The sequence below is a fragment of the Alcaligenes sp. SORT26 genome (genome assembly GCF_017377875.1).
Taxonomy (GTDB): Bacteria; Pseudomonadota; Gammaproteobacteria; order Burkholderiales; family Burkholderiaceae_B; genus Alcaligenes; species Alcaligenes parafaecalis.
The window spans coordinates 2,835,977-2,855,060 of record NZ_CP070975.1 but is presented as its reverse complement, the minus strand read 5'-3'; the positions used below and the strand labels follow the sequence as shown (position 1 = coordinate 2,855,060).

At 56.2% G+C, this 19,084-nt stretch carries 13 protein-coding genes; 3 read left to right on the top strand and 10 right to left on the bottom strand.

Translation table 11 applies throughout. The features are described 5' to 3' along the window. Window positions 1-2 precede the first annotated feature (2 nt). The 10 genes from JYG33_RS13020 to JYG33_RS12975 all read right to left on the bottom strand — a co-directional run bounded on the left by JYG33_RS13020 (window position 3) and on the right by JYG33_RS12975 (window position 14,227). Window positions 3-1,835, bottom strand: a complete 1,833-nt coding sequence (locus tag JYG33_RS13020) for an assimilatory sulfite reductase (NADPH) flavoprotein subunit (RefSeq protein ID WP_207872622.1) — start codon at window positions 1,833-1,835, stop codon at window positions 3-5. 154 nt (window positions 1,836-1,989) lie between these two features. After that, window positions 1,990-3,654: an AMP-binding protein gene (locus JYG33_RS13015; RefSeq protein ID WP_207872621.1), complete on the bottom strand. Its 1,665-nt coding sequence runs from the start codon at window positions 3,652-3,654 to the stop codon at window positions 1,990-1,992. A 23-nt stretch (window positions 3,655-3,677) separates the two neighbouring features. After that, complete coding sequence (locus tag JYG33_RS13010) at window positions 3,678-4,250, bottom strand: chalcone isomerase family protein (RefSeq protein WP_207872620.1); 573 nt, start codon at window positions 4,248-4,250, stop codon at window positions 3,678-3,680. A 19-nt stretch (window positions 4,251-4,269) separates the two neighbouring features. After that, window positions 4,270-4,788, bottom strand: coding sequence for a DUF4442 domain-containing protein (locus JYG33_RS13005; protein WP_207872619.1), 519 nt, complete (start codon window positions 4,786-4,788; stop codon window positions 4,270-4,272). A gap of 9 nt (window positions 4,789-4,797) precedes the next feature. Further along, the gene (locus tag JYG33_RS13000; RefSeq protein ID WP_207872618.1) at window positions 4,798-6,123 is read right to left on the bottom strand and encodes an outer membrane protein transport protein; all 1,326 of its coding nucleotides are present in this window, start codon (window positions 6,121-6,123) and stop codon (window positions 4,798-4,800) included. 125 nt (window positions 6,124-6,248) lie between these two features. Next, window positions 6,249-8,192: a 3-hydroxyacyl-CoA dehydrogenase NAD-binding domain-containing protein gene (locus JYG33_RS12995; protein ID WP_207872617.1), complete on the bottom strand. Its 1,944-nt coding sequence runs from the start codon at window positions 8,190-8,192 to the stop codon at window positions 6,249-6,251. Further along, window positions 8,189-9,484 carry an acetyl-CoA C-acetyltransferase gene (locus JYG33_RS12990; protein ID WP_207872616.1) on the bottom strand — a complete coding sequence of 432 codons (1,296 nt, stop codon included), beginning with the start codon at window positions 9,482-9,484 and terminating at the stop codon, window positions 8,189-8,191. The genes JYG33_RS12995 and JYG33_RS12990 overlap by 4 nt, the downstream gene beginning before the upstream one ends. Next, window positions 9,481-11,826 (bottom strand): acyl-CoA dehydrogenase, encoded by a 2,346-nt coding sequence (locus tag JYG33_RS12985; RefSeq protein ID WP_207872615.1) that lies wholly within the window; start codon window positions 11,824-11,826, stop codon window positions 9,481-9,483. The genes JYG33_RS12990 and JYG33_RS12985 overlap by 4 nt, the downstream gene beginning before the upstream one ends. Before the next feature lie 213 nt (window positions 11,827-12,039). Then, window positions 12,040-12,693 carry a TetR/AcrR family transcriptional regulator gene (locus JYG33_RS12980; protein WP_207872614.1) on the bottom strand — a complete coding sequence of 218 codons (654 nt, stop codon included), beginning with the start codon at window positions 12,691-12,693 and terminating at the stop codon, window positions 12,040-12,042. Between the two features lie 106 nt (window positions 12,694-12,799). Continuing rightward, complete coding sequence (locus JYG33_RS12975) at window positions 12,800-14,227, bottom strand: NAD-dependent succinate-semialdehyde dehydrogenase (RefSeq protein ID WP_207872613.1); 1,428 nt, start codon at window positions 14,225-14,227, stop codon at window positions 12,800-12,802. Between the two features lie 980 nt (window positions 14,228-15,207). Here JYG33_RS12975 and JYG33_RS12970 point away from each other — a divergent pair. The 3 genes from JYG33_RS12970 to JYG33_RS12960 are packed head-to-tail and all read left to right on the top strand — an operon-like array spanning window position 15,208 to window position 19,023. Further along, entirely contained in the window at window positions 15,208-16,593 is a 1,386-nt protein-coding gene (locus JYG33_RS12970; protein ID WP_243430174.1) for a TolC family outer membrane protein, read from the top strand. A 41-nt stretch (window positions 16,594-16,634) separates the two neighbouring features. Beyond that, the gene (locus JYG33_RS12965) at window positions 16,635-16,856 is read left to right on the top strand and encodes a hypothetical protein (protein WP_207872612.1); all 222 of its coding nucleotides are present in this window, start codon (window positions 16,635-16,637) and stop codon (window positions 16,854-16,856) included. Next, window positions 16,840-19,023 carry a type I secretion system permease/ATPase gene (locus JYG33_RS12960; RefSeq protein WP_243430173.1) on the top strand — a complete coding sequence of 728 codons (2,184 nt, stop codon included), beginning with the start codon at window positions 16,840-16,842 and terminating at the stop codon, window positions 19,021-19,023. Before JYG33_RS12965 ends, JYG33_RS12960 begins: the two co-directional genes overlap by 17 nt. Window positions 19,024-19,084 lie beyond the last annotated feature (61 nt).

Below are 19,084 nucleotides of genomic sequence, written 5' to 3'. Positions count from 1 at the left end.
TCTCAGTAAACGTCGCGGGCGTAACGGCCCTGCGCCGAGAGTTCTTCCAACCAGCTACGTGCCTGGTCCGCGTCCAGTCCGCCTTCTTTGCGGGCAATCTCTTGCAGGGTCTGGTGCACGTCTTTGGCCATCTGGTTGGCATCACCACACACATAAATGTGGGCGCCACCCTGAATCCAGGCGTAGACATCGGCGGCTTTTTCCAGCAGTCGATGTTGAACGTAGACTTTGTTTTCCTGATCGCGTGAGAAGGCCAGATCCAGGTGCTGCAACTGGCCGTCTTGCAAGGCGCGTTGCCATTCGGTCTGGTAGAGGAAATCGGAGTGAAAGTGGGGGTTGCCAAAGAACAGCCAGTTGCGGCCTTCACCACCCTGGATGCTGCGTTCCTGAACAAAGGCGCGGAACGGGGCAACGCCAGTGCCTGGGCCAATCATGATCACGTCACGGCTGGTATCTTCAGGCAGGCGGAAACGGGTATTGGGATCAATAAATACAGGCACGGTATCGCCTTCATTCAGGCGTGCCAGATAGTCGGAGGCCACGCCCCAACGATCCTGTTCATTGAATTCGTAATGCACATTGGCCACGGTCAGGTGTACTTCTTCGTCCACCTCGGACTGACTGGAGGCTATGGAGTACATGCGTGGTGCCAAAGGTCGCAGAGACTGCACCAGTTCAGTCGCGCTCCAGGTGGCAGGGAAGCGTTCCAGGACATCCAGAACCTGATGCGTTTTCAGGAGCTCTTGCAGGGTGCTCAAACCCTCTGTGCCAACAGCGGTTTGCAAGGTTGCATCGCTATTGCGCTTGGCCAGTTCCACCAGGAAAGGTTTGGTTAGCTGGGTCAGCTCACGGTAGTGGCTCAGCCATTCTTGCAGCGTGTGCGATTTGTCCTGAATGGTGACGACTTCTTGCGGGTCCAGTTTCAAGGTCTGGATAACGGCTTCGACCAGTGTGGCGTTCTGGGTCGGCCATACACCCAAGGCATCACCCGGTTGGTATTTCAGGCCGCTGCCTTCCAGAGACAATTCGTAGTGAAAGATATCGCGGGTGCTGTCACGGCCCGTAATGTTCTGGCTTTGCAGGACCGTGGCCTGGAACGGATTGTCACGCGTAAAGCTGCTGCGGGCCTGTGTTTCCAGCACAGTGACATTGCTGGTCTGAGCGGCAGGAATGGCGGCTGCGGCGTGGGCTTGGTGATCGGTTTCCAGAAAACCAAAGGCCTTGTCCTGCCAGGGGGCGGCGACGGTATCAATATCCAGATCGGCCAGGCCTGCGTCCAGAATGCGTTCTGCACCCAGAGCCAGCAGACGTTGATCAATCTTTTCTGCGATCCCACAGAACAGGGGATAGCTGGAATCACCCAGACCCAGCACACCGAACTTCAGTTCTGGTAGCTTGGGGGCGCGGGCACCAGACAGGAACTCGAAAAAGGCAATGGAGTCATCCGGTGGGTCACCTTCGCCCTGGGTGCTGATAACGACATAGAGCAGACGTTCGTCTTTCAGTTCGCGTGTGGGGTAGCGATCAGCGCGCAGCAGGCGCACAGGGATTCCGGCGGCTTCGCAGCGTTGGGCAAAGGCCTCGGCGACGCGTTGGGCATTGCCCGTTTGGCTGCCAAAAATAATCGTGGCGGGTCGTTGGGCGGGCGCTGTAGCGGCAGGCACCAAAGACAGCTCAGGAGAACCCGGCACTTGAGCCGGAAGGCCGTTGTGGCGCACTTGGGCGACACCCGCGAGGTAGCCGGACAGCCAGTTCAGGGACAGCGGATCAAGCTCGTCGGTAATTTGGGCAATCGCCGTGCGATTTGCGTCCGAAAGGCGGGACAGGGCGTGCATTCTGACACTCGCTTATATAAATAGTTTGTCCCATTCTAAAGAGCGGTATCAGGGCTACGAACGATCTGATTCTTATTTGTTTATGAATCCTCCGGTTAATGAAAAAGGGGCATAAGCCCCTTTCTTCTTGGTCTAAGCGCGTGCTGAATATCTGTTATGGACGCAGCTCGCGGCGCAGGATTTTGCCTACGTTGGTGCGAGGCAAATCGTCGCGGAATTCCACAATGCGCGGGCATTTGTAGCCGGTCAGATTCTTGCGGCAGAAGGCAATAACGTCTTTTTCAGTCAGATCAGGATTACGGCTGATCACATAGAGCTTGACGACTTCGCCTGCTTTTTCATCAGGGACACCGACGGCGGCGGCTTCGACAATATCGGGGTGCTGCGCGGCTACGGCTTCCACCTCATTGGGGTAGACGTTAAAGCCCGAGACCAGAATCATGTCTTTTTTGCGATCCAGCAGGAACACATAACCGTGCTCGTCCATATAGCCAATATCGCCCGTGCGTAAAAAGCCGTCACGGTCAAAGACCTTGGCGGTTTCATCGGGACGTTGCCAGTAACCGGGGGTGACTTGCGGTCCGCGAATGCACAGCTCGCCCGTTTCTCCCAGGGGCAGATCGTTCTGGTTTTCGTCGCGTATGCGGATGTCAGTGGATGGCACGGGCAGGCCAATCGAACCGGTGAACTCTTTCTTATCCAGCGGGTTGATGGTGGCGGCAGGCGAGGTTTCAGTCAGACCATAGGCCTGGGCCAGGGGTTTGCCCGTTGCTTCCAGCCAGCGCTTGGCGACCACTTCCTGAACCGCCATGCCTCCGCCCAAGGTAAAGCGCAGCGAGGAGAAATCCAGCTTGCGAAACTCGGCATTATTGAGCATGGCATTGAACAGCGTATTCACCCCGGTAATGGCGGTAAAACGCAGCTTGGACATGTCCTTGATCATGGACGGAATATCACGTGCATTGATGATCAGCAGGTTCTCTGCACCCAGACGCAGGAACACCAGCAGGTTCGCGGTGAATGCGAAGATATGGTAGAGCGGCAGGGCGGTGACAACGCAGTCGATCTGGCCTTCTTTCAGATAAGGACGAATCCAGGACAATGCCTGATTCAGGTTGGAGACCAGGTTGCCATGTGTCAGGACGGCGCCTTTGGCGACCCCGGTGGTACCGCCTGTGTATTGCAGGCAAGCGATGTCATCGTGCGTCAGGGTGACGGGGCTTGGGGGGCGGGTACGGCCCTTTGCCAACACAGTTTTAAAGGGGATGGCACCGGGCAAGGACCAGGCAGGCACACCTTTTTTAACGTGGCGTACCACTTGATTGACCAGCCATCCTTTAAAGCTGCCCAGGCAATCACCCACACTGGTCACAATGACCCGCTTGATGGGCGTCTCATGCAGAATTTCCTGCAGTACATGCGCAAAGTTTTCAGCAATGATGATGGTTTCTGCGCCGCTGTCCTGCAGTTGGTGGCGCAGTTCACGAGCGGTATACAGTGGGTTGGTATTGATAATGGTGGCCCCACTGCGCAGCACCCCATACAGGCTGATGGGGTACTGCAGCATATTGGGCATCATCAGGGCGACGCGGTCGCCTTTTTTTACACCGGCAGTTTGCAGCCAACTGGCCAGGGCCAAGGCATTGTCCGATAGCTCGCGGTAGCTCATGCCTTTGCCCATGCTGATATAGGCAGTGCGTTGGTCGAATTCTTTGCAACTTTGTTCAAATACATCCAGCAAGGACGAGTACTGCTGGGCCTGATCTTCGATAGTGGCAGGAATACCGGTGGGGTAGTTCTGCAGCCAGACTTTATCCATGAAGCGCTCCAAGGCGTGTAGGTTCAAGACAATCCCAGCAGGGCCTTTTTGAGCGATTCCTGGGCAGGTTTCTTGCCTAACCAGATTTTCAACAAAGCAGCGGTCAGATCAGGGTGAGAAAGCTCGCCCAGCGTCTTGTCGTTAAACAGAATCTTGACCTGGGGGGCGTTCATGTCCAGCACCACGATATCGCCTTCTTTGGCCTCGCCAACCTGGCGCATCAGGTCTTCAAATTGCTTGATGACGGGATCCAGTTCTTGTTTTTCAGGATCAGTCAGGTTGCTGTGAATGCCATCTTTCAGGGCATCGATCAGGGTTTGGGCGTCCAGGTCGCGTTTCAGAACCAGGCGTATCTGGTGTGGTCCGGGGGACTGGATAATGGCTTGCGCGTCTTGCGAAGGCGACGCGGTGTAAAGGGCGGCAACGTACACATCAAAAACTACTTTCTTGCGCAGGCCCGCTCCATTCAGTTTCAGGCTTTGCTGCTCGACGGTGACCGTATCGGGGACGGTGACATTTGCGACAGTAGCGGCCTGGGCGGCGGGTAGCCCTAGGGACAGACTTAAAATCAGAGCGGCACAGCGGGGGGTAAACATGAAGCGGTCCTCCGGCAAATTAGCGTGATTGTGATTTCTGCTTGTAGAAGTGGGCGTCGGCGATGTAGATGGTGCGTTCTACCGTGGTGTAGATCTGGCCTTCAGGGTCCTGGATCTGCACGGTAAATGTGGCTTCGGCCTCGTGGTATTGGTCTAGCTGTCCTCGTATTGCGTCCAGTTCTTCTGGATTGATTTGAAAGTTGGCATACAGAGTCTGGTAGCCCGGGCGGCGATACTGGATCTCTGCATTTTTGTCCCAGACAACGACGTGACGTTGCAAGCCAGCGAGCAGCATGGTGGCGTGTACGCCGTCTGTAATGGCAAAGAGGGACCCGCCAAATAAAGAGCCATTGATGTTTCGGGTTCGACGACGCAATGGCAGGCGTACGACGATGTGCTGCAAGTTCGCTGAAACTTTGTGGACCCGCCCTCCGGTTGCCCGGAAGGCAGGGTGCCAGTTAAAGCCCAACTGCAAAAAGCGCGCACGCCATGTTGGAGGCAGGTGTGCGAGCAGCTCCATGCGGCGACTGCGGGCCATAGTGCATCCTTAGAAGCGATAGCTGAACTGCACGCCCAGAATGTCACCACTGTTTTTGTAGGTACCGCGAGTCAGACCACGGCCTTTCAGGTCTGTGTTGTTGTTCATGTCTGTGTTTTTCAGGAACAAGTGGGTGTAGCCGATATCCCAGGTGGCGTTCTTGCTGGCACGGTATTGGGCACCCAGGGACACCCAGTAACGGTCGCTATCAGGCAGGGCGGTTGGGCGGTAGTTCTTGTCGCGTACGGGCGATTGGTCCCAAGCCACACCACCCTTGAAGGTCCACTGTTCGTTGTAGTGGTAGTTGGCGCCCAGGGCTACGCGCCATGCGTCCTTGAATTTCAGCTCCAGGCCGGAATCCTTGGCACCGGGGCCGCTGTTTTCAATGGTCAGGCGTGGGATGCTGCTCCAGCCAGTCCAGGACACGTCGGCCAGCAACTGCCAGCGCGAGTTCAGGTCGTGCACCAAGCTGACAATAGCGGTATCAGGCAGCTTGATAGTGGCTTCTGCATCCCAGTTGATGTTGGGAGCCGGAATGCCTGCGGGCACGTTACGGTTGCGCAGCTTGGTATCGCCGTCAGCCGTGACCTTGATTTGCGAACGGTAAGACACACCCAAACGGGTGCTGGGGGTGATCTGGTACAGCAAGCCTGCGTTCCAGCCCCATGCGTCGCCTTTCATCTTGACGCGGGTGTCCATGTCCAGTGGGCCCAGTGCCGGGTGATAACCGACGGGCGTGGCCAGACGGTAATCCGCATCAATGTGCAGCCAGTTCACGCCCACGCCGAAGGACAACTGATCGTTGACCTTGTAGGCCACCGATGGGTTGACGTTGATGGTTTCAATGGCAAATTTTTCGGAGTGGTAACGACCCACCCAGCCTTCGTCATATTCGGTTGTCAGACCAAAAGGTACGCCAATACCCAGGCCTACCCACCATTTGGGGGAGAGCTGATGGGACAGATAAATATTGGGAACGGCAGCGACTTTACCCGCATCACCACCCGAGCCACCAGTGGCTGGACGGCTGGCGCCACCTGTCAGAGCCAAGGGGTCGGTACTGCCTTTATCGGAAAATTTGAAGGTGGGTTTAATCGCATTAAAACCTGCCGAGAAGTTTGTCTCGGGCAGCAAGGTCATGCCAGCCGGGTTGAAGTAGATCGTGCTGGCATTGTCACCAATGGCGGCCGAGCCTGCATAGGCATTACCCAGGCCGCTCGCATTTTGTTCCAGCAAGTTAAAACCAGCCGCATGGGCTTGACCCATACCAACGCTCATTCCCAGCGGAATCAGCAAGGCGGGAATGGTACGCAAAGCTACAACCATCTTTTTCATGTCTCTTCTCCAAGGTATAGGTGCGACGTCTGACAGAGGCTTGGGACAGGTTTTAAAACACCTGTTTGTTTTCTATGGTGCATGACCTAGGCCAATCGGCGTATAGGTATTTGTGCCAATCTGGGTTAATTCCGTTGTTTTTGTGTTGCTTTGTAATGCAGAGGCCCCCCTCTGAATGGGGCAAAGCCGGTACCGAAAATTACACCGGCATCGGCCAGATCATCGTTCTCCACCACACCGATACGGACCTGATGTTCGGTCTGTTCAATAAGGGGTTTAATCAAACGATCAGCCAGACCGCTTGGGATGGTTCCTGCAGGAGGTTTCTGGGCTTTGCCATCTTTCCAGGTGTAGAAACCCTGGCCGGTTTTACGGCCCAGTTCCTGACGATCCAGGTGGGTTTTCAGGCAGGCTGGCATGGCAGCTTGCTGGCTTAGTTGAGCACCCGCATCACGGGCAATATCCAGGCCCACGGTGTCGGCCAATTCAAGCGGGCCCATGGGCATGCCGAACTGCACCATGGCTTTATCTACCGTTGCTGGGTCCAGACCTTCGTCCACGCAGTGCATGGCTTCCAACATGTAGGGAGCCAGGACCGCATTGACCAGAAAGCCGGGGCTGTCCTTGACGGGCAGGGGCAGCTTGCCAATCTGGTTCACAAAGGCATAAGCGGCACTGCGCACCTCGGGGGACAGGAGCTCGCTTTCCACGACCTCGACCAGCGGCATGCGAGACACCGGATTGAAGAAGTGAATGCCCACCAGGCGTTCGGGATTGATCAGATTCAAGCTGAGCTCGGATAGAGGCAGGCTGGAGGTATTAGTCGCCAGAACGGCACCCGGTTTCAGGCTGGGTTCAATGCTGGCGTACAGGCTGCGCTTGGCATCTGCGTTCTCGAAGATGGCTTCCAGAACCAGATCCGCCGAGGGGATACCGTGGCCGTCCGGGTCCGGGATCAATCGATCCAATGCGGCTTGTACCAGTCTGCGGTCTTTCAGACGGCGTTGGAACAGCTTGGCAGCACGACCCTGGGCCTGAGCAATACGTTTGCGGTCCTGGTCCTGTAGAGTCACACGCATGCCTTTCAGCGCGCATACGGCGGCAATATCGCCCCCCATGACGCCCGCACCGACCACATGAATATGTTTGACCTCTTGAGTGGACGAATGCTTGCCCACGCTTTTCAGGCGTTCTTGCAGATGGAACACACGCAGCAGATTAGCGGCGGTGTTGGAGCGGGTTATTTGCTCAATCAGCTCGGGTGCCTTCAAGGCATTGCCGTTGTGCTTTTCCCAGATCTCCAGAATCGCACGGGGTGCTTGATAGTGCTGATAGGGATCGCGTTTCGCCAGTTGCTTGCGTACCTGATTCGCGACCAGGGGGCGTAGCAGCTTGGTATTCATCAGACGGGGCAGCCCTTTGGCGCGACGTGGCTTCTTGCCACTGAGCACCTGCTTGACGGCGGCTTGCTTGGCCAGCCGTGCAGGAACGCAGGCATCGACCATACCCAGGCGGGCCGCTTTGCGTGCATCCACGCTTTTGCCGCTCAGCATCAAGTCCATCGCTGCGGCGGGGCCTATATATTCAGGCAAACGCAACATGCCACCCCAACCGGGGAAAATACCCAGCATCACTTCAGGCAGAGCCAGACGCGTGTCGTCTTGCTCCACGGCCAGGCAGTAACGGCACGCCAGGGCCAGCTCCAGGCCACCGCCCAGGCAGTGACCTTGCACCAAGGCCAAGGTGGGATAGCTTTGCTTGGCCAGCTTGTTGAACACCGTCCAGCCGCGTGTGACCAGTGCCAAGCCCTTTTCAGGGTTGTTGTTGTGCTCGGAGAACTCATCAATATCCGCACCAGCCACAAAACCGGCGGCCTTGCCGGAGTAAATGATCAGCGCTTTGGGTTGATGGCTGCTTAGATAGTCCAAAGCCTGATTCAGCTCTTGCAACACGGCGGCGGACAGTCGGTTGACCGAACTGCCCACGCAATCGATCTTCAGCCAGTTAATTTGCTGATCGTCCGTGTATAGCGTGAAATTTTGCAAATCCAAGTTAGCGACGGGCATCATGATTCAGTTCCTTGCAGCGATTCGATCAGCATGGCGCCGCCTTGACCGCCGCCAATACAAATAGCGGCCATGCCCAGACGCAAGTTGCGACGTCGCAGGGCATTCAAGCAATGCAGCACAATCCGGGCACCAGAGGCACCCACCGGGTGGCCAATCGCAATAGCGCCGCCGTCCACATTGAGCTTGTCCATATCCAGCAGTCCCAAAGCATCACGACCCAGATGCTTTTGGCACCACTCCTGGTCGTCCCATGCAGCACGACATGCTAGTACCTGTGCTGCAAAAGCCTCGTTGATTTCCCACAAGTCCGGACCATTTAAGGCCAGACGGTTGCGTTCCAAAATAGGGGTGGCGGCAAACACGGGGCCCAGGCCCATCGTGGCGGGGTCCAGACCGGCCCATTGCGCATCCACAATGCGGCCAATGGGTTTGAGTTGATGCTCTTTGACTGCGGCCTCACTGGCCAGAATCAGCAGGGCTGCACCATCAGTCACCTGGGAGCTGTTACCCGCGGTGATATTGCCCCAGGGGGGATCAAATACGGGGCGCAGCTTGCCCAGCTTTTCCGGGGTGGAGTCTTCGCGCACACCGTCATCTTGCGGGTAGTTATTACCGCGCTGATCGCTAAGCGGCACAATTTCTTCAAAGGCGTTTTCTTGTTGAGCTTGCAGGGTCAAACGGTGGCTGCGCGCGGCAAACTTGTCCATCTCCTGGCGAGTAATGCCGAATTCGTGCGCCAGGTTTTCAGCAGTCTGCCCCATGGACAAACCGACCACGGGATCAGTCAGTCCTTTGAGCAGGCCGATAACGGGTTTCAGGTAGGACAGGCGCAGGCCACGCAGCGCTTTGATACGCGCGCTCACACTGCGGGCTTTACCCCACACGGCCAGCCAACGCACCATTTCGTCGCTGAACAGAATGGGGGCGTGAGACAGGGCGTCTACACCACCGGCCAATACCAAATCCGAGCGTCCGGTTTGAATGGCTTGAACGCCGGAATCCAGGGCCTGCATGCCCGATGCGCAGTTACGCATTACGGTCCAGCCGGGCACTTTGTGACCTGTGCCCAGACGCAGACCCAGTACCCGGCCGATATTGGTTTCATCGGGCGAGGGGGCGGCGCAACCCAGAATGACCTCGCTAAGCTGCGGGGCCTCAAAGGGTTGGCGCAGCAGCAGCTCGCGGCCTGTTTGCACGGCCAGATCTCCAGCCGAGAAAGGGCCGGGCGCGTTGCGCGCTTTTAGAAACGGGCTGCGTGCGCCGTCAATAATATAGACCGGTTGAAAACTCATACTTGGCTCCCACTGGCGGCGTCAGCGGCGGGCTTTTCCCGACGCAGATCGAAGGGGAAATCATCCACGGCAATAACCCGGTCGCGCACAATGTCGCGGGCCTGGATTTGCTCGTATTCCTGAGCGGTGATGCCACCGGCCTGGAAGACGGCTTCGGCCAGATCGCGTACGTTGGCTTTGGGGTTGTCCTGCAACTGGCCACTTTTCTCGAACTGACGGATTTTGGCGTCGATGTCGCGGGTGTTCAGCGAAGCCAGCAAAGCCGCTTCAATCGCACCGACGGGCTCTTGGTCGTCTTCAGGCAAGTAGGTGTCGTAAGTCAGGCGATCACGAGTTGGGCCGGGTTTGGTCAGCAGTTTGGCAACGGTGTGATCCAGTCGGTCGTCCGGGCCCAGACGGCGCTGACCCAGAGGGAAGACCAGGAAGCGCAGCACGGCAGCCAAAGGACGGTTCGGGAAGTTTTCCAGTACCTTGTCCAGAGCATGTTGAGCACGCATCAGAGCGTCTTGAGCCGCCCAGTGAGCCAAAGGTGCATCTTCTTGCTGGCGACCTTCGTCTTGGTAACGCTTGAGTACGGCGCTAAGCATGTACAGCTCGGACAGCACATCGCCCAGACGCGAGGACAGACGCTCACGCATTTTCAGCGAACCGCCCAGTACCAGCATGGACGCATCAGCCAGCAGAGAGAACGCAGCGCTGTAACGGCTGGCCTGGCTGTAGTAGGTGTGCATGGCTTTGGATGTGCCAGTGGGGCCACTTAACAAGCGCCAGCCACCCAGACCCAGCCAGAAGGAGCGGCCAGTGTTTGCGAGGGTGTAGCGAATGTGTGCCCAGAAGGCTTCGTCGAACTTGCGCAGACCAGCTTCACGGTCGGGGTTCAGGGCCGCGGTCATCTCTTCCAGAATGAAGGGATGGCAGCGGATGGCGCCTTGACCAAAGATGATCAGGCTGCGGGTCAGAATGTTGGCGCCTTCTACCGTGATACCGACAGGGATTTGCTGATACGCACGGCCCAGGAAGTTTGATGGGCCAAGGCAAATACCTTTACCGCCAATCACGTCCATACCGTCGTTCACCACGATACGTCCACGTTCAGTCACGTGGTATTTGACGATGGCCGAGACCACGGAAGGCTTCTCGCCCAAGTCTACGGCAGCAGCCGTCATGGTGCGGGCGGCATCCATCGCGTAAGTGTGACCAGCGATACGGGCCAGGGCTTCTTCCACACCTTCAAACTTGCTGATGGCGCTACGGAACTGAGTGCGCACGGCAGAGTAGCCACCCACGGCGCGGCTGGTCAGTTTGGCCATACCGGTAAAGGAGGAGGGCAGGGAGATGGAGCGGCCAGCAGCCAGACATTCCATCAACATGCGCCAGCCTTGGCCAGCCATAGCCGGGCCACCAATAATGAATTCCAGCGGCATGAAGACGTCTTTGCCACGAGTAGGGCCGTTCATGAACATGGCGTTCAAGGGGAAGTGACGACGGCCTGTGTCCACGCCGGGGTGGTCGCTAGGGACCAGGGCGCAGGTAATGCCAATATCTTTTTCACCACCCAGCAAACCGTCCGGGTCATACAGACGGAAGGCCAGACCCAGCAAGGTGCAAACAGGAGCTAGCGTGATGTAGCGCTTGTCCCAGGTAACGCGCATACCCAGGACTTCCTGACCTTCCCATTCGCCTTTGCACACAATACCCACATCCGGGATAGAGGCTGCATCGGAACCGGCCCAAGGGCTGGTCAGGGCGAAAGCGGGAATGTCACGGCCGTCAGCCAGGCGGGGCAGGTAGTGTTGCTTTTGCTCGTCGGTGCCGTAGTGCAACAGCAGTTCAGCCGGTCCCAAGGAGTTGGGCACCATCACCGATACGGACAAGGCCGAGTTGCGAGTCGACAGTTTGGCGACCACCGCCGAGTGCGCTTGCGCCGAAAAACCGCGACCGCCGTATTCCTTGGGAATGATCAGGCTAAAGAAGCGGTTCTCTTTCAGGTAATTCCAGACCTCGGCTGGCATGTCGAAGTCTTCCTGGCTGACTTGCCAGTCGTCAATCATGGCGCAGGCCACGTTGACTTCATTGTCCATGAACTGACGCTCTTCTTCGCTCAGCCGGTAGGCTGGGTAAGAGGCCAGGGTGTTCCAGTTAGGTTTGCCGCGAAACAGTTCGCTTTCCCACCAAACCGTGCCTGCTTCCAGCGCATCGCGCTCGGTTTGGGACATGGCGGGCAAAACGCGCGAAAACGCGCGGTAGATGGGGCGGCTTAGCCACTTGCTGCGTAGGCTCCGGTTTTTGAGAACGTAGACGCAGCCTAGCACCAGCACTATCAATAGCAAGGTCACAAACATAGAAACTCCGGACTAGCTAAAAAAAAGAAAAGAAGGCCCCCACGCTGCGCCTTTGGGTTGCTGCCCCCCGAGGGGGTGCTTTTACCGGGGGCGCCGAGCCTTGGGAGCGGCCCGGCGGTAAAAAATGCCCCCACGCTGCACCTTCGACTTGCTGCCCCTAAAAGGGGCATGGTTCACCTGGGTACAGCTTGGCAGTCGGGACGACCGCTCAGTTCAGGCGTTGGCGGGTAAAGGAGCTCGTAATCCACCCAGCAGGAAGCTCATCAAGCGTTGTTGCAGTTGCTGTTCACTTTCGGGGCTGTCGCTAAGGGGTAATTGCAAAGCCCGACGCAATGATTGGGTGCCCATCAATGCGTAGGAAGTGGCACCCAACATGAAATGGAATCGCCAGATAATTTCTTCTTCCGGCACCGTGGGCAGGGCTTCGTGCAAAGCCTGCTTGAAGGGCAGGAAGATGGCGACTTGTTCATCCCAACAGATAGACTGGATGAAGTCCTGCGGTGCCGGGCGGTCTTGTCCAGGCAAAGGAATAAACGAGCGGGGGGCGCCGTTGCCCGAGCCAGCCAGCCGGATCAGGGGGCCAAAGAAAGCATCCACAACCTGGGAGGCTTTCAGAGGGCCTTCACCGGCTTGCTGGCGATAACAGGCCAGCTTTTCCAGACGCTCTTGATTGATGCTGTTCAGGCGGCGTTGAAACACGGCCTGTGTAAGTCCGTCTTTGCTGCCGAAGTGATAATTGACTGCCGACAGGTTCACCTTGGCTTGCGCCGTAATCTGGCGCATGGAGGTATTTTCGTGACCATACAACGCGAACAGATGTTCGGCTGCATCGAGAATAGAGGACTGTGTCCGATCAGAGCGTTTCACCGTTAATTCCTAATTTCAAACGAGTGTTTGAATAATGTAACGGGAATGCGTAGTTAGTACAGTAGGGGTTCACCCTAGCCCCGCAAAGCGGGGCCAGGAGCCAGTCTTAGATCTGGGTCACAAATTTGGTGACTAAGTATCCGTCAAAGGTTTCAGCACCGCCTTCGCTGCCAATGCCACTGTCTTTGACACCACCAAACGGAGTCTCGGGCAGGGAGCTGCCAAAGTGGTTGATATTGACCATACCCGATTCCAGTTCTGTGCCCAGTCGATGCGCATCTTGCAAGGATTGGGTAAAGGCGTAGGCCGACAAACCAAAAGGCAGGCTGTTGGCACGGGCAATAGCATCGTCCAGATCACTGTAGCGAGTCAGAGGGGCGATGGGGCCAAAAGGCTCTTCAGTCATGACCAGGGCATCGTCGGGTAAATCCGTCAGCACCGTGGGCGAGAAAAAGAAACCGTCGCGCTTGATCTGTTCGCCGCCAAGCAACACTTTGCCGCCTAGTGAGCGGGCGTTGTCGACAAATTTTTGCATCATGGGGATACGGCGCTCGTGGGCCAAGGGGCCCATTTGTGTATCCGGGTCCAGACCATCGCCCACTTTCACATTCGCCAGTTCTTCGGTGAAGCGATCCACAAATGCCGTGTAGATATCGTCGTGGATATAAAAGCGCGTGGGGGAAATGCAGACTTGCCCGGCATTGCGAATCTTGAAGCGAGCCAGTTGACGAGCCGCACGTGCCACATCGGCATCAGGCAGGACCAGCACGGGAGAGTGGCCACCCAGTTCCATGGTGATGCGTTTCATATGAGCACCGGCCAGCGCGGCCAGTTGCTTGCCCACGGGTACAGAGCCGGTAAACGAGACTTTGCGCACGATAGGCGAGCGGATCAGGTAATCCGACACCTCTTGTGGCACACCCCAGACAATATTCAGTACGCCAGGAGGCAGACCTGCGTCATGGAAGGCTTGAGCAATCGCCATGACTGCACTGGGCGAATCTTCGGGGCCTTTCAGAATAATGGTGCAACCCGCTCCAATAGCCGCGCAGATTTTGCGGATGGCCTGGTTATAGGGGAAGTTCCACGGTGTAAACGCCGCGCAGACCCCGATGGGTTCACGCAAGACCATTTGCTGCACTTTGGGATTGCGGGCAGGGATGACGCGGCCATAAATACGGCGGCATTCCTCGGCGTGCCAATCTGCATGGTCAGCGCAGGACTGAATTTCACCCACTGCCTCGGCCAGTGGCTTGCCCTGATCCAGGGTCAGATTGCGGCCGATTTCCTGAGCGCGTTCGCGCGACAGTTCAGCAACCTTGCGCAAGATCGCGCTGCGGTCCATGGGTGAACTATGACGCCAGCTTTTGAAAGCGGTCTGAGCCGCATCCAGTGCCGCATCCAGATCTGCCTGGGATGCCAGGGGCAGTTGGCCCAGCGTGCTGCCATTGGCAGGGTTGATGACGGCCTGGGTCTGGCGACCTTGTCCATCCAGAAATTGACCATTGATATACAGGGCCAGGTGTTGATACATGAGCGGCCTCCAAGTTGTCTGTGTTGCTAACTAGATACGTACCTTTCCGATGGTATCGGGCGGGAAGAAGCGGGACAAGCATGGGTGGTAGGGATCGCAGCAACGGATTGTTCAGAGAAGCAACAAAGGAGTGCAAAAAAGCGAAGGACTGGTTCGATTGTTATAAGTTTTTGATATTCAATCTCTTTTTAAAAACCTGACGGAGAGATGAAAAGAGACATCAAAATGCAATAAGAAATCGTTACAAGTGCAGCATTCTTAATTGGAATGATTGTTATGTTTACGACACAGAAATTATTTTTATCGTTTGATGAGAACTTGGATTTCTCTTGATGTAACCTAAATGCTTATTATGGTGAAAGTTTTTTGTAGATTATTACCAACGGTTGTCAGCGGCGAACATGACACAACAATTCTTGGTTAAGCGCCTAATTGCTCAGAATCGTTTAATTTCATGGCTTTGTTGCTGTTTTTGTCACAGGCTATTTATCATTTTTAACATTGTGATCGACGAAGGCCCTTGTAATCTAAGATACAATTTGTCCCGTGATCCACGTGAACAGTTGCACTCTACGTCACGCAAAAGGTCACAATCAGACACAAGGTTATGCTCCAAGAATACAGGTCAGAAGCCTGTAGCTCCGCCTTGTCTTGCCCCGGTCCATTATGAACATACTGCTGCGGTTGGCGATGTGCGTGCCAACCTTAGATGTAAAGCCCATGTGCAATACATAGGTGTTGGGCCCTCGGGTGGTGTTCCTTTCACTTGGTTTAAGTGGCACACCGAACCCATTCTTCTTTCATTTTTGTACTTAAATTTGATCTGGCAATGCGTTGCAACGATGACGTGATGACGTCTGTCGTGCGATGTTGCACAGGATCTTACGGAGGCCGACGTGCGTGGTAATAAAACTCTAACGGTAAGTTCGCTACTGACAGCGCTACTGCTGGCGCAACCAGTGCTAGCCCAGGAAAGCAGCTTGAGCTTCAAGGACAGTATTGAGCGGGCAATCATGTCCAATCCTGAACTTGGCGCTCGCTTTCAGGATTTCCAGTCTGCGCTTGAAGGCCAGAATGTCAGCCGTGGCGCCTTGATGCCAGAAGTTAATGCCCAGGGTTGGGTTGGCAAAGAATGGCGTGGCAGCACCTCGGGTGCTCCGTCGACCAACTGGTCGCGCAATGGCTACAGCCTGCAACTGCGTCAGTTGATTTTTGATGGTTTCTCCTCGATCAACCAGGTCCGTCAGCTCGGTTACGAAAAACTGGCGACTTATTACGAGCTGTTGGCTTCGGTCGACTCCTTGGCGCTGGAAGCGGCCAATGCACACATTGACGTGTTGCGTTACCGCGAAATGGAAAAGCTGGCTCGTGAAAACTACGGCATGCACATGAACATCCTGGGCCAGATCCAGGAGCGTTCCGCATCCGGCGTGGGCCGTGGCGTTGACCTGGAACAGGCCTATGGTCGTCAGTCCTTGGCTCAAAGCAACATGATGACCGAAGCAGGCAACCTGAACGACGTGTTGCAACGCTACCGCCGTATTGTTGGCGTGGCCGCTCCTGAAGTCATGCAAACCGCTCCCAGCCTGAGCGAATCCATTCCCGCCAATACCAAGGACTTTTTGCCATCGCTGCGCACCAGTCCCATGATCTTGGCCAAGCAAGCGCTGTACCAAGCGGCTGAGTCCGGCAAGCACGTGGCCCAAGGCCGCATGTCGCCTACGCTGGAATTCCGTGCTGCTACGGGTAAAGACAAAAATGATCCTCCCGGTTCCGCTTACCGCAATTCGCAAAGCAGCAACGTGCAGTTGATGCTGTCGTACAACCTGTTCCGTGGCGGTGCTGATGCAGCCCGTATCCGCCAAACCACGGCTCAGCAATATGCCGCCCGCGACGTGCGTGATTACACCTGCCGTAACGTGCAGCAAGATCTGGCTGTCGCCTGGAACAACATCGAGCGCTTGCGTGCTCAGTTGCCATTCCTGAAACAACACGAACTGGCTACCTCCAAGGTTCGCGTTGCTTACATGCAGCAGTTCCAGATTGGTCAGCGCTCCTTGCTGGACTTGCTGGATACGGAAAACGAATTGTTTGATGCTCGCCGTGCTCTGGCCAACGCCACGTACGACTTGCAGCAAGCTGAATACCGTTGGTTGACCCTGTCGCACCGTCTGGTGTCGGCGGTTGGCCTGGCCCAGCCTTACTCGGAGCAGCCTGAAGAAGCCACCAAGCTGGATTTCCCCGAAGAGGCATTCCAGGCTTGCATGACGCCAGTTCCAGATACGTCCAATTTGACCCCTGTGTCGGTTGACTATCGCGATGGTATGGCTCCGCCCGTCCTGCGCGAGAAAGCAGCCGGGCTGTAAGTCTCTGCTACTTGGCGTATTAGATAGTGAAGGAGGCACGTATGAGTCAGAACGAAGATGATTACAAGCAAGAGCTTTCTGCCTCGGATGCAGGTTTTATCCGGGTGCTGGAGGATTTGATTGATGCACTGATTGCAAACGGTGTACTTCGTATGACTGATCTGCCTCCGCAGGCTTTGGCCAAATTGAATGAGCGCAAACTGACCCGCCAGCGCCTGCGGGATTCGCTGGATTTGATTAATGACGATGAACCACTCATCTGATAGCACGACACCCACAAGCGGGGAATTCAGTATCCCGCCTCATCTGACCCATGATGATCCGCTCCTGACCTGCTTGGCAGAGATTACCCGTATCCACGGTAATCCCTGCACGCCGCAGCACTTGTCGGCGGGTCTGCCTTTGCAGCGAGGGCGACTGACGCCCGCGCTACTTAGTCGGGCAGCGGCGCGAGGCCATTGCACGGCCCGAATCTGGCGTCGACCGTTCACCGAACTGGACACCAACCTGTTCCCGGTTATTTTGTTGCTGAACAATAACCGGGCATGTGTCTTGCTGAGTCTGGATGATCAGCAGGCGCGGGTGCACTTTCCGGAAAGCGGTAGCCCCAGTGAAATCAGTCTGGACGTTCTGCAAGCGCAGTACTCCGGGCTGTTGGCCGTTGTGCAGCCGGATTTTCGGGTTGAAGCACGTGCTAAAGATGGTGTGGCCCCGATCAAGGGCAAGCACTGGTTCTGGGCTGCCGTGGTGCAGAACTGGCGTCTGTATCGCGATGCGATTGGCGCCGCCTTTCTGATTAATCTGTTTGCCCTGGCCATTCCGCTCTACACCATGAACGTGTATGACCGGGTCGTCCCCAATAAAGCGATTGAAACCCTGTGGGTGCTGTCGATCGGGATTGGTCTGGTGTTACTGATGAACATGTTGCTGACCAGCGTGCGGGCCTATGTGGTCGATGCCGCCAGCAAACGTGTGGATATTCAGTTATCGGCTCGCATTATGGAGCGGGTGCTGGACTTGCGTATGGAGAACCGACCGCCGTCGGTGGGCTCTTTTGCTGCCAACCTGCGCTCGTTTGAATCCGTGCGTGATTTCATCGCTTCGGCCAGTTTGACCACACTGGTCGATTTGCCTTTTGTGCTGTTGTTTTTGGCTGTGCTGGCGTGGATTTCACCCTGGATGCTGATTCCGCCGGTTGTAGCCATTTTTATTATTTTGGGTATTTCCTGGTTCGCCCAGGCTCGTATGGAGCGTTTGACCAAACAGACCTTCCAGGCGGCCGCTCAGCGTAACGCAGGTTTGGTCGAGTCTCTGGCTGGGCTGGAAACACTGAAAGTGTTGAATGCCCAAAGCAATGCTCAGCGGGCCTGGGAACAGTCCACCGAGTATCTGGCTCGCCAGGGCGCCAAAATCAAGATGACCTCCACCCTTACCGTTAACACGGTGCAAATGCTGCAGCAGATGGTCACCATCAGCGTAGTCATTATCGGGGTGTACCTGGTTCAGGAAACCAAGCTGACCATGGGTGGCATTATTGCTTCCTCCATGATTGCTGGCCGCTGTCTGGCTCCCTTGGGGCAGGTGGCAGGTTTGATGATGCAGTATCAGAATGCCCGTACCTCTTTGGGTTCGGTGGATTCCTACATGCAGATGCCGGTTGAGCATCCCGAAGAGCGTCACTTTGTGCCTCGTCCCTATCTGGAAGGCTCGATTGAGTTTCGGAACGTCAGTTTCACCTATCCCGGTGCAACTCAGAACGTGCTCGACAAGGTCAGCTTCTCCTTAAAAGCGGGCGAGAAGATCGGCATTATTGGGCGTATCGGTTCCGGTAAAACCACGCTGTCCAAATTGATCCTCGGGCTGTACAAACCGACCGGCGGCACCGTGGTGCTGGATGGCATTGATAGCTTGCAGATTGACCCGGCTGACGTACGTCGCTCCATGGGTTATGTCTCGCAGGACCCCATGCTGTTTTATGGCACCTTGAAACACAATCTGATCATGGGTACGCCTTACGCGACCGACGAGCAGATGCTGGCAGCAGCTCGCCAAGCCGGGGTGGACGATTTTGCCCGACTCCATCCTGATGGCTACGACATGATGATTGGCGAGCGTGGCGAATCCCTGTCGGGAGGTCAACGCCAAGCCATTGCCGTGGCGCGTGCCCTGATTGGTAGCCCGTCTATTCTGTTGCTGGACGAACCCAGCAGCAATATGGATAACCAGAGCGAATCCGCATTGCGCCGTAGCCTGCATAAAGAGTGCGAAGGCAAAACGGTGGTGCTGGTGACACACCGTACGGCCTTGCTGGAGCTGGTGGATCGCCTGATCGTGATGGATATGGGCCGCATTGTGGCCGATGGTCCGAAAGATCAGGTTGTTGCTGCCTTGCGTAGTGGGCAGATCGGTAAAGCCCGGAGTGCATCATGAAGATCAAAAATCTGATCGCTTGGGTGCGTACTCAGCTCGACAATTCCGATTCGCCACCTAT

Excerpts from the sequence above, each read along its gene's own strand:
- JYG33_RS13020 (WP_207872622.1), bottom strand. The coding sequence starts at position 1,835 with ATGCACGCCCTGTCCCGCCTTTCGGACGCAAATCGCACGGCGATTGCC.
- JYG33_RS13015 (WP_207872621.1), bottom strand. The coding sequence starts at position 3,654 with ATGGATAAAGTCTGGCTGCAGAACTACCCCACCGGTATTCCTGCCACT.
- JYG33_RS13010 (WP_207872620.1), bottom strand. The coding sequence starts at position 4,250 with ATGTTTACCCCCCGCTGTGCCGCTCTGATTTTAAGTCTGTCCCTAGGG.
- JYG33_RS13005 (WP_207872619.1), bottom strand. The coding sequence starts at position 4,788 with ATGGCCCGCAGTCGCCGCATGGAGCTGCTCGCACACCTGCCTCCAACA.
- JYG33_RS13000 (WP_207872618.1), bottom strand. The coding sequence starts at position 6,123 with ATGAAAAAGATGGTTGTAGCTTTGCGTACCATTCCCGCCTTGCTGATT.
- JYG33_RS12995 (WP_207872617.1), bottom strand. The coding sequence starts at position 8,192 with ATGATGCCCGTCGCTAACTTGGATTTGCAAAATTTCACGCTATACACG.
- JYG33_RS12990 (WP_207872616.1), bottom strand. The coding sequence starts at position 9,484 with ATGAGTTTTCAACCGGTCTATATTATTGACGGCGCACGCAGCCCGTTT.
- JYG33_RS12985 (WP_207872615.1), bottom strand. The coding sequence starts at position 11,826 with ATGTTTGTGACCTTGCTATTGATAGTGCTGGTGCTAGGCTGCGTCTAC.
- JYG33_RS12975 (WP_207872613.1), bottom strand. The coding sequence starts at position 14,227 with ATGTATCAACACCTGGCCCTGTATATCAATGGTCAATTTCTGGATGGA.
- JYG33_RS12965 (WP_207872612.1), top strand. The coding sequence starts at position 16,635 with ATGAGTCAGAACGAAGATGATTACAAGCAAGAGCTTTCTGCCTCGGAT.
- JYG33_RS12960 (WP_243430173.1), top strand. The coding sequence starts at position 16,840 with ATGAACCACTCATCTGATAGCACGACACCCACAAGCGGGGAATTCAGT.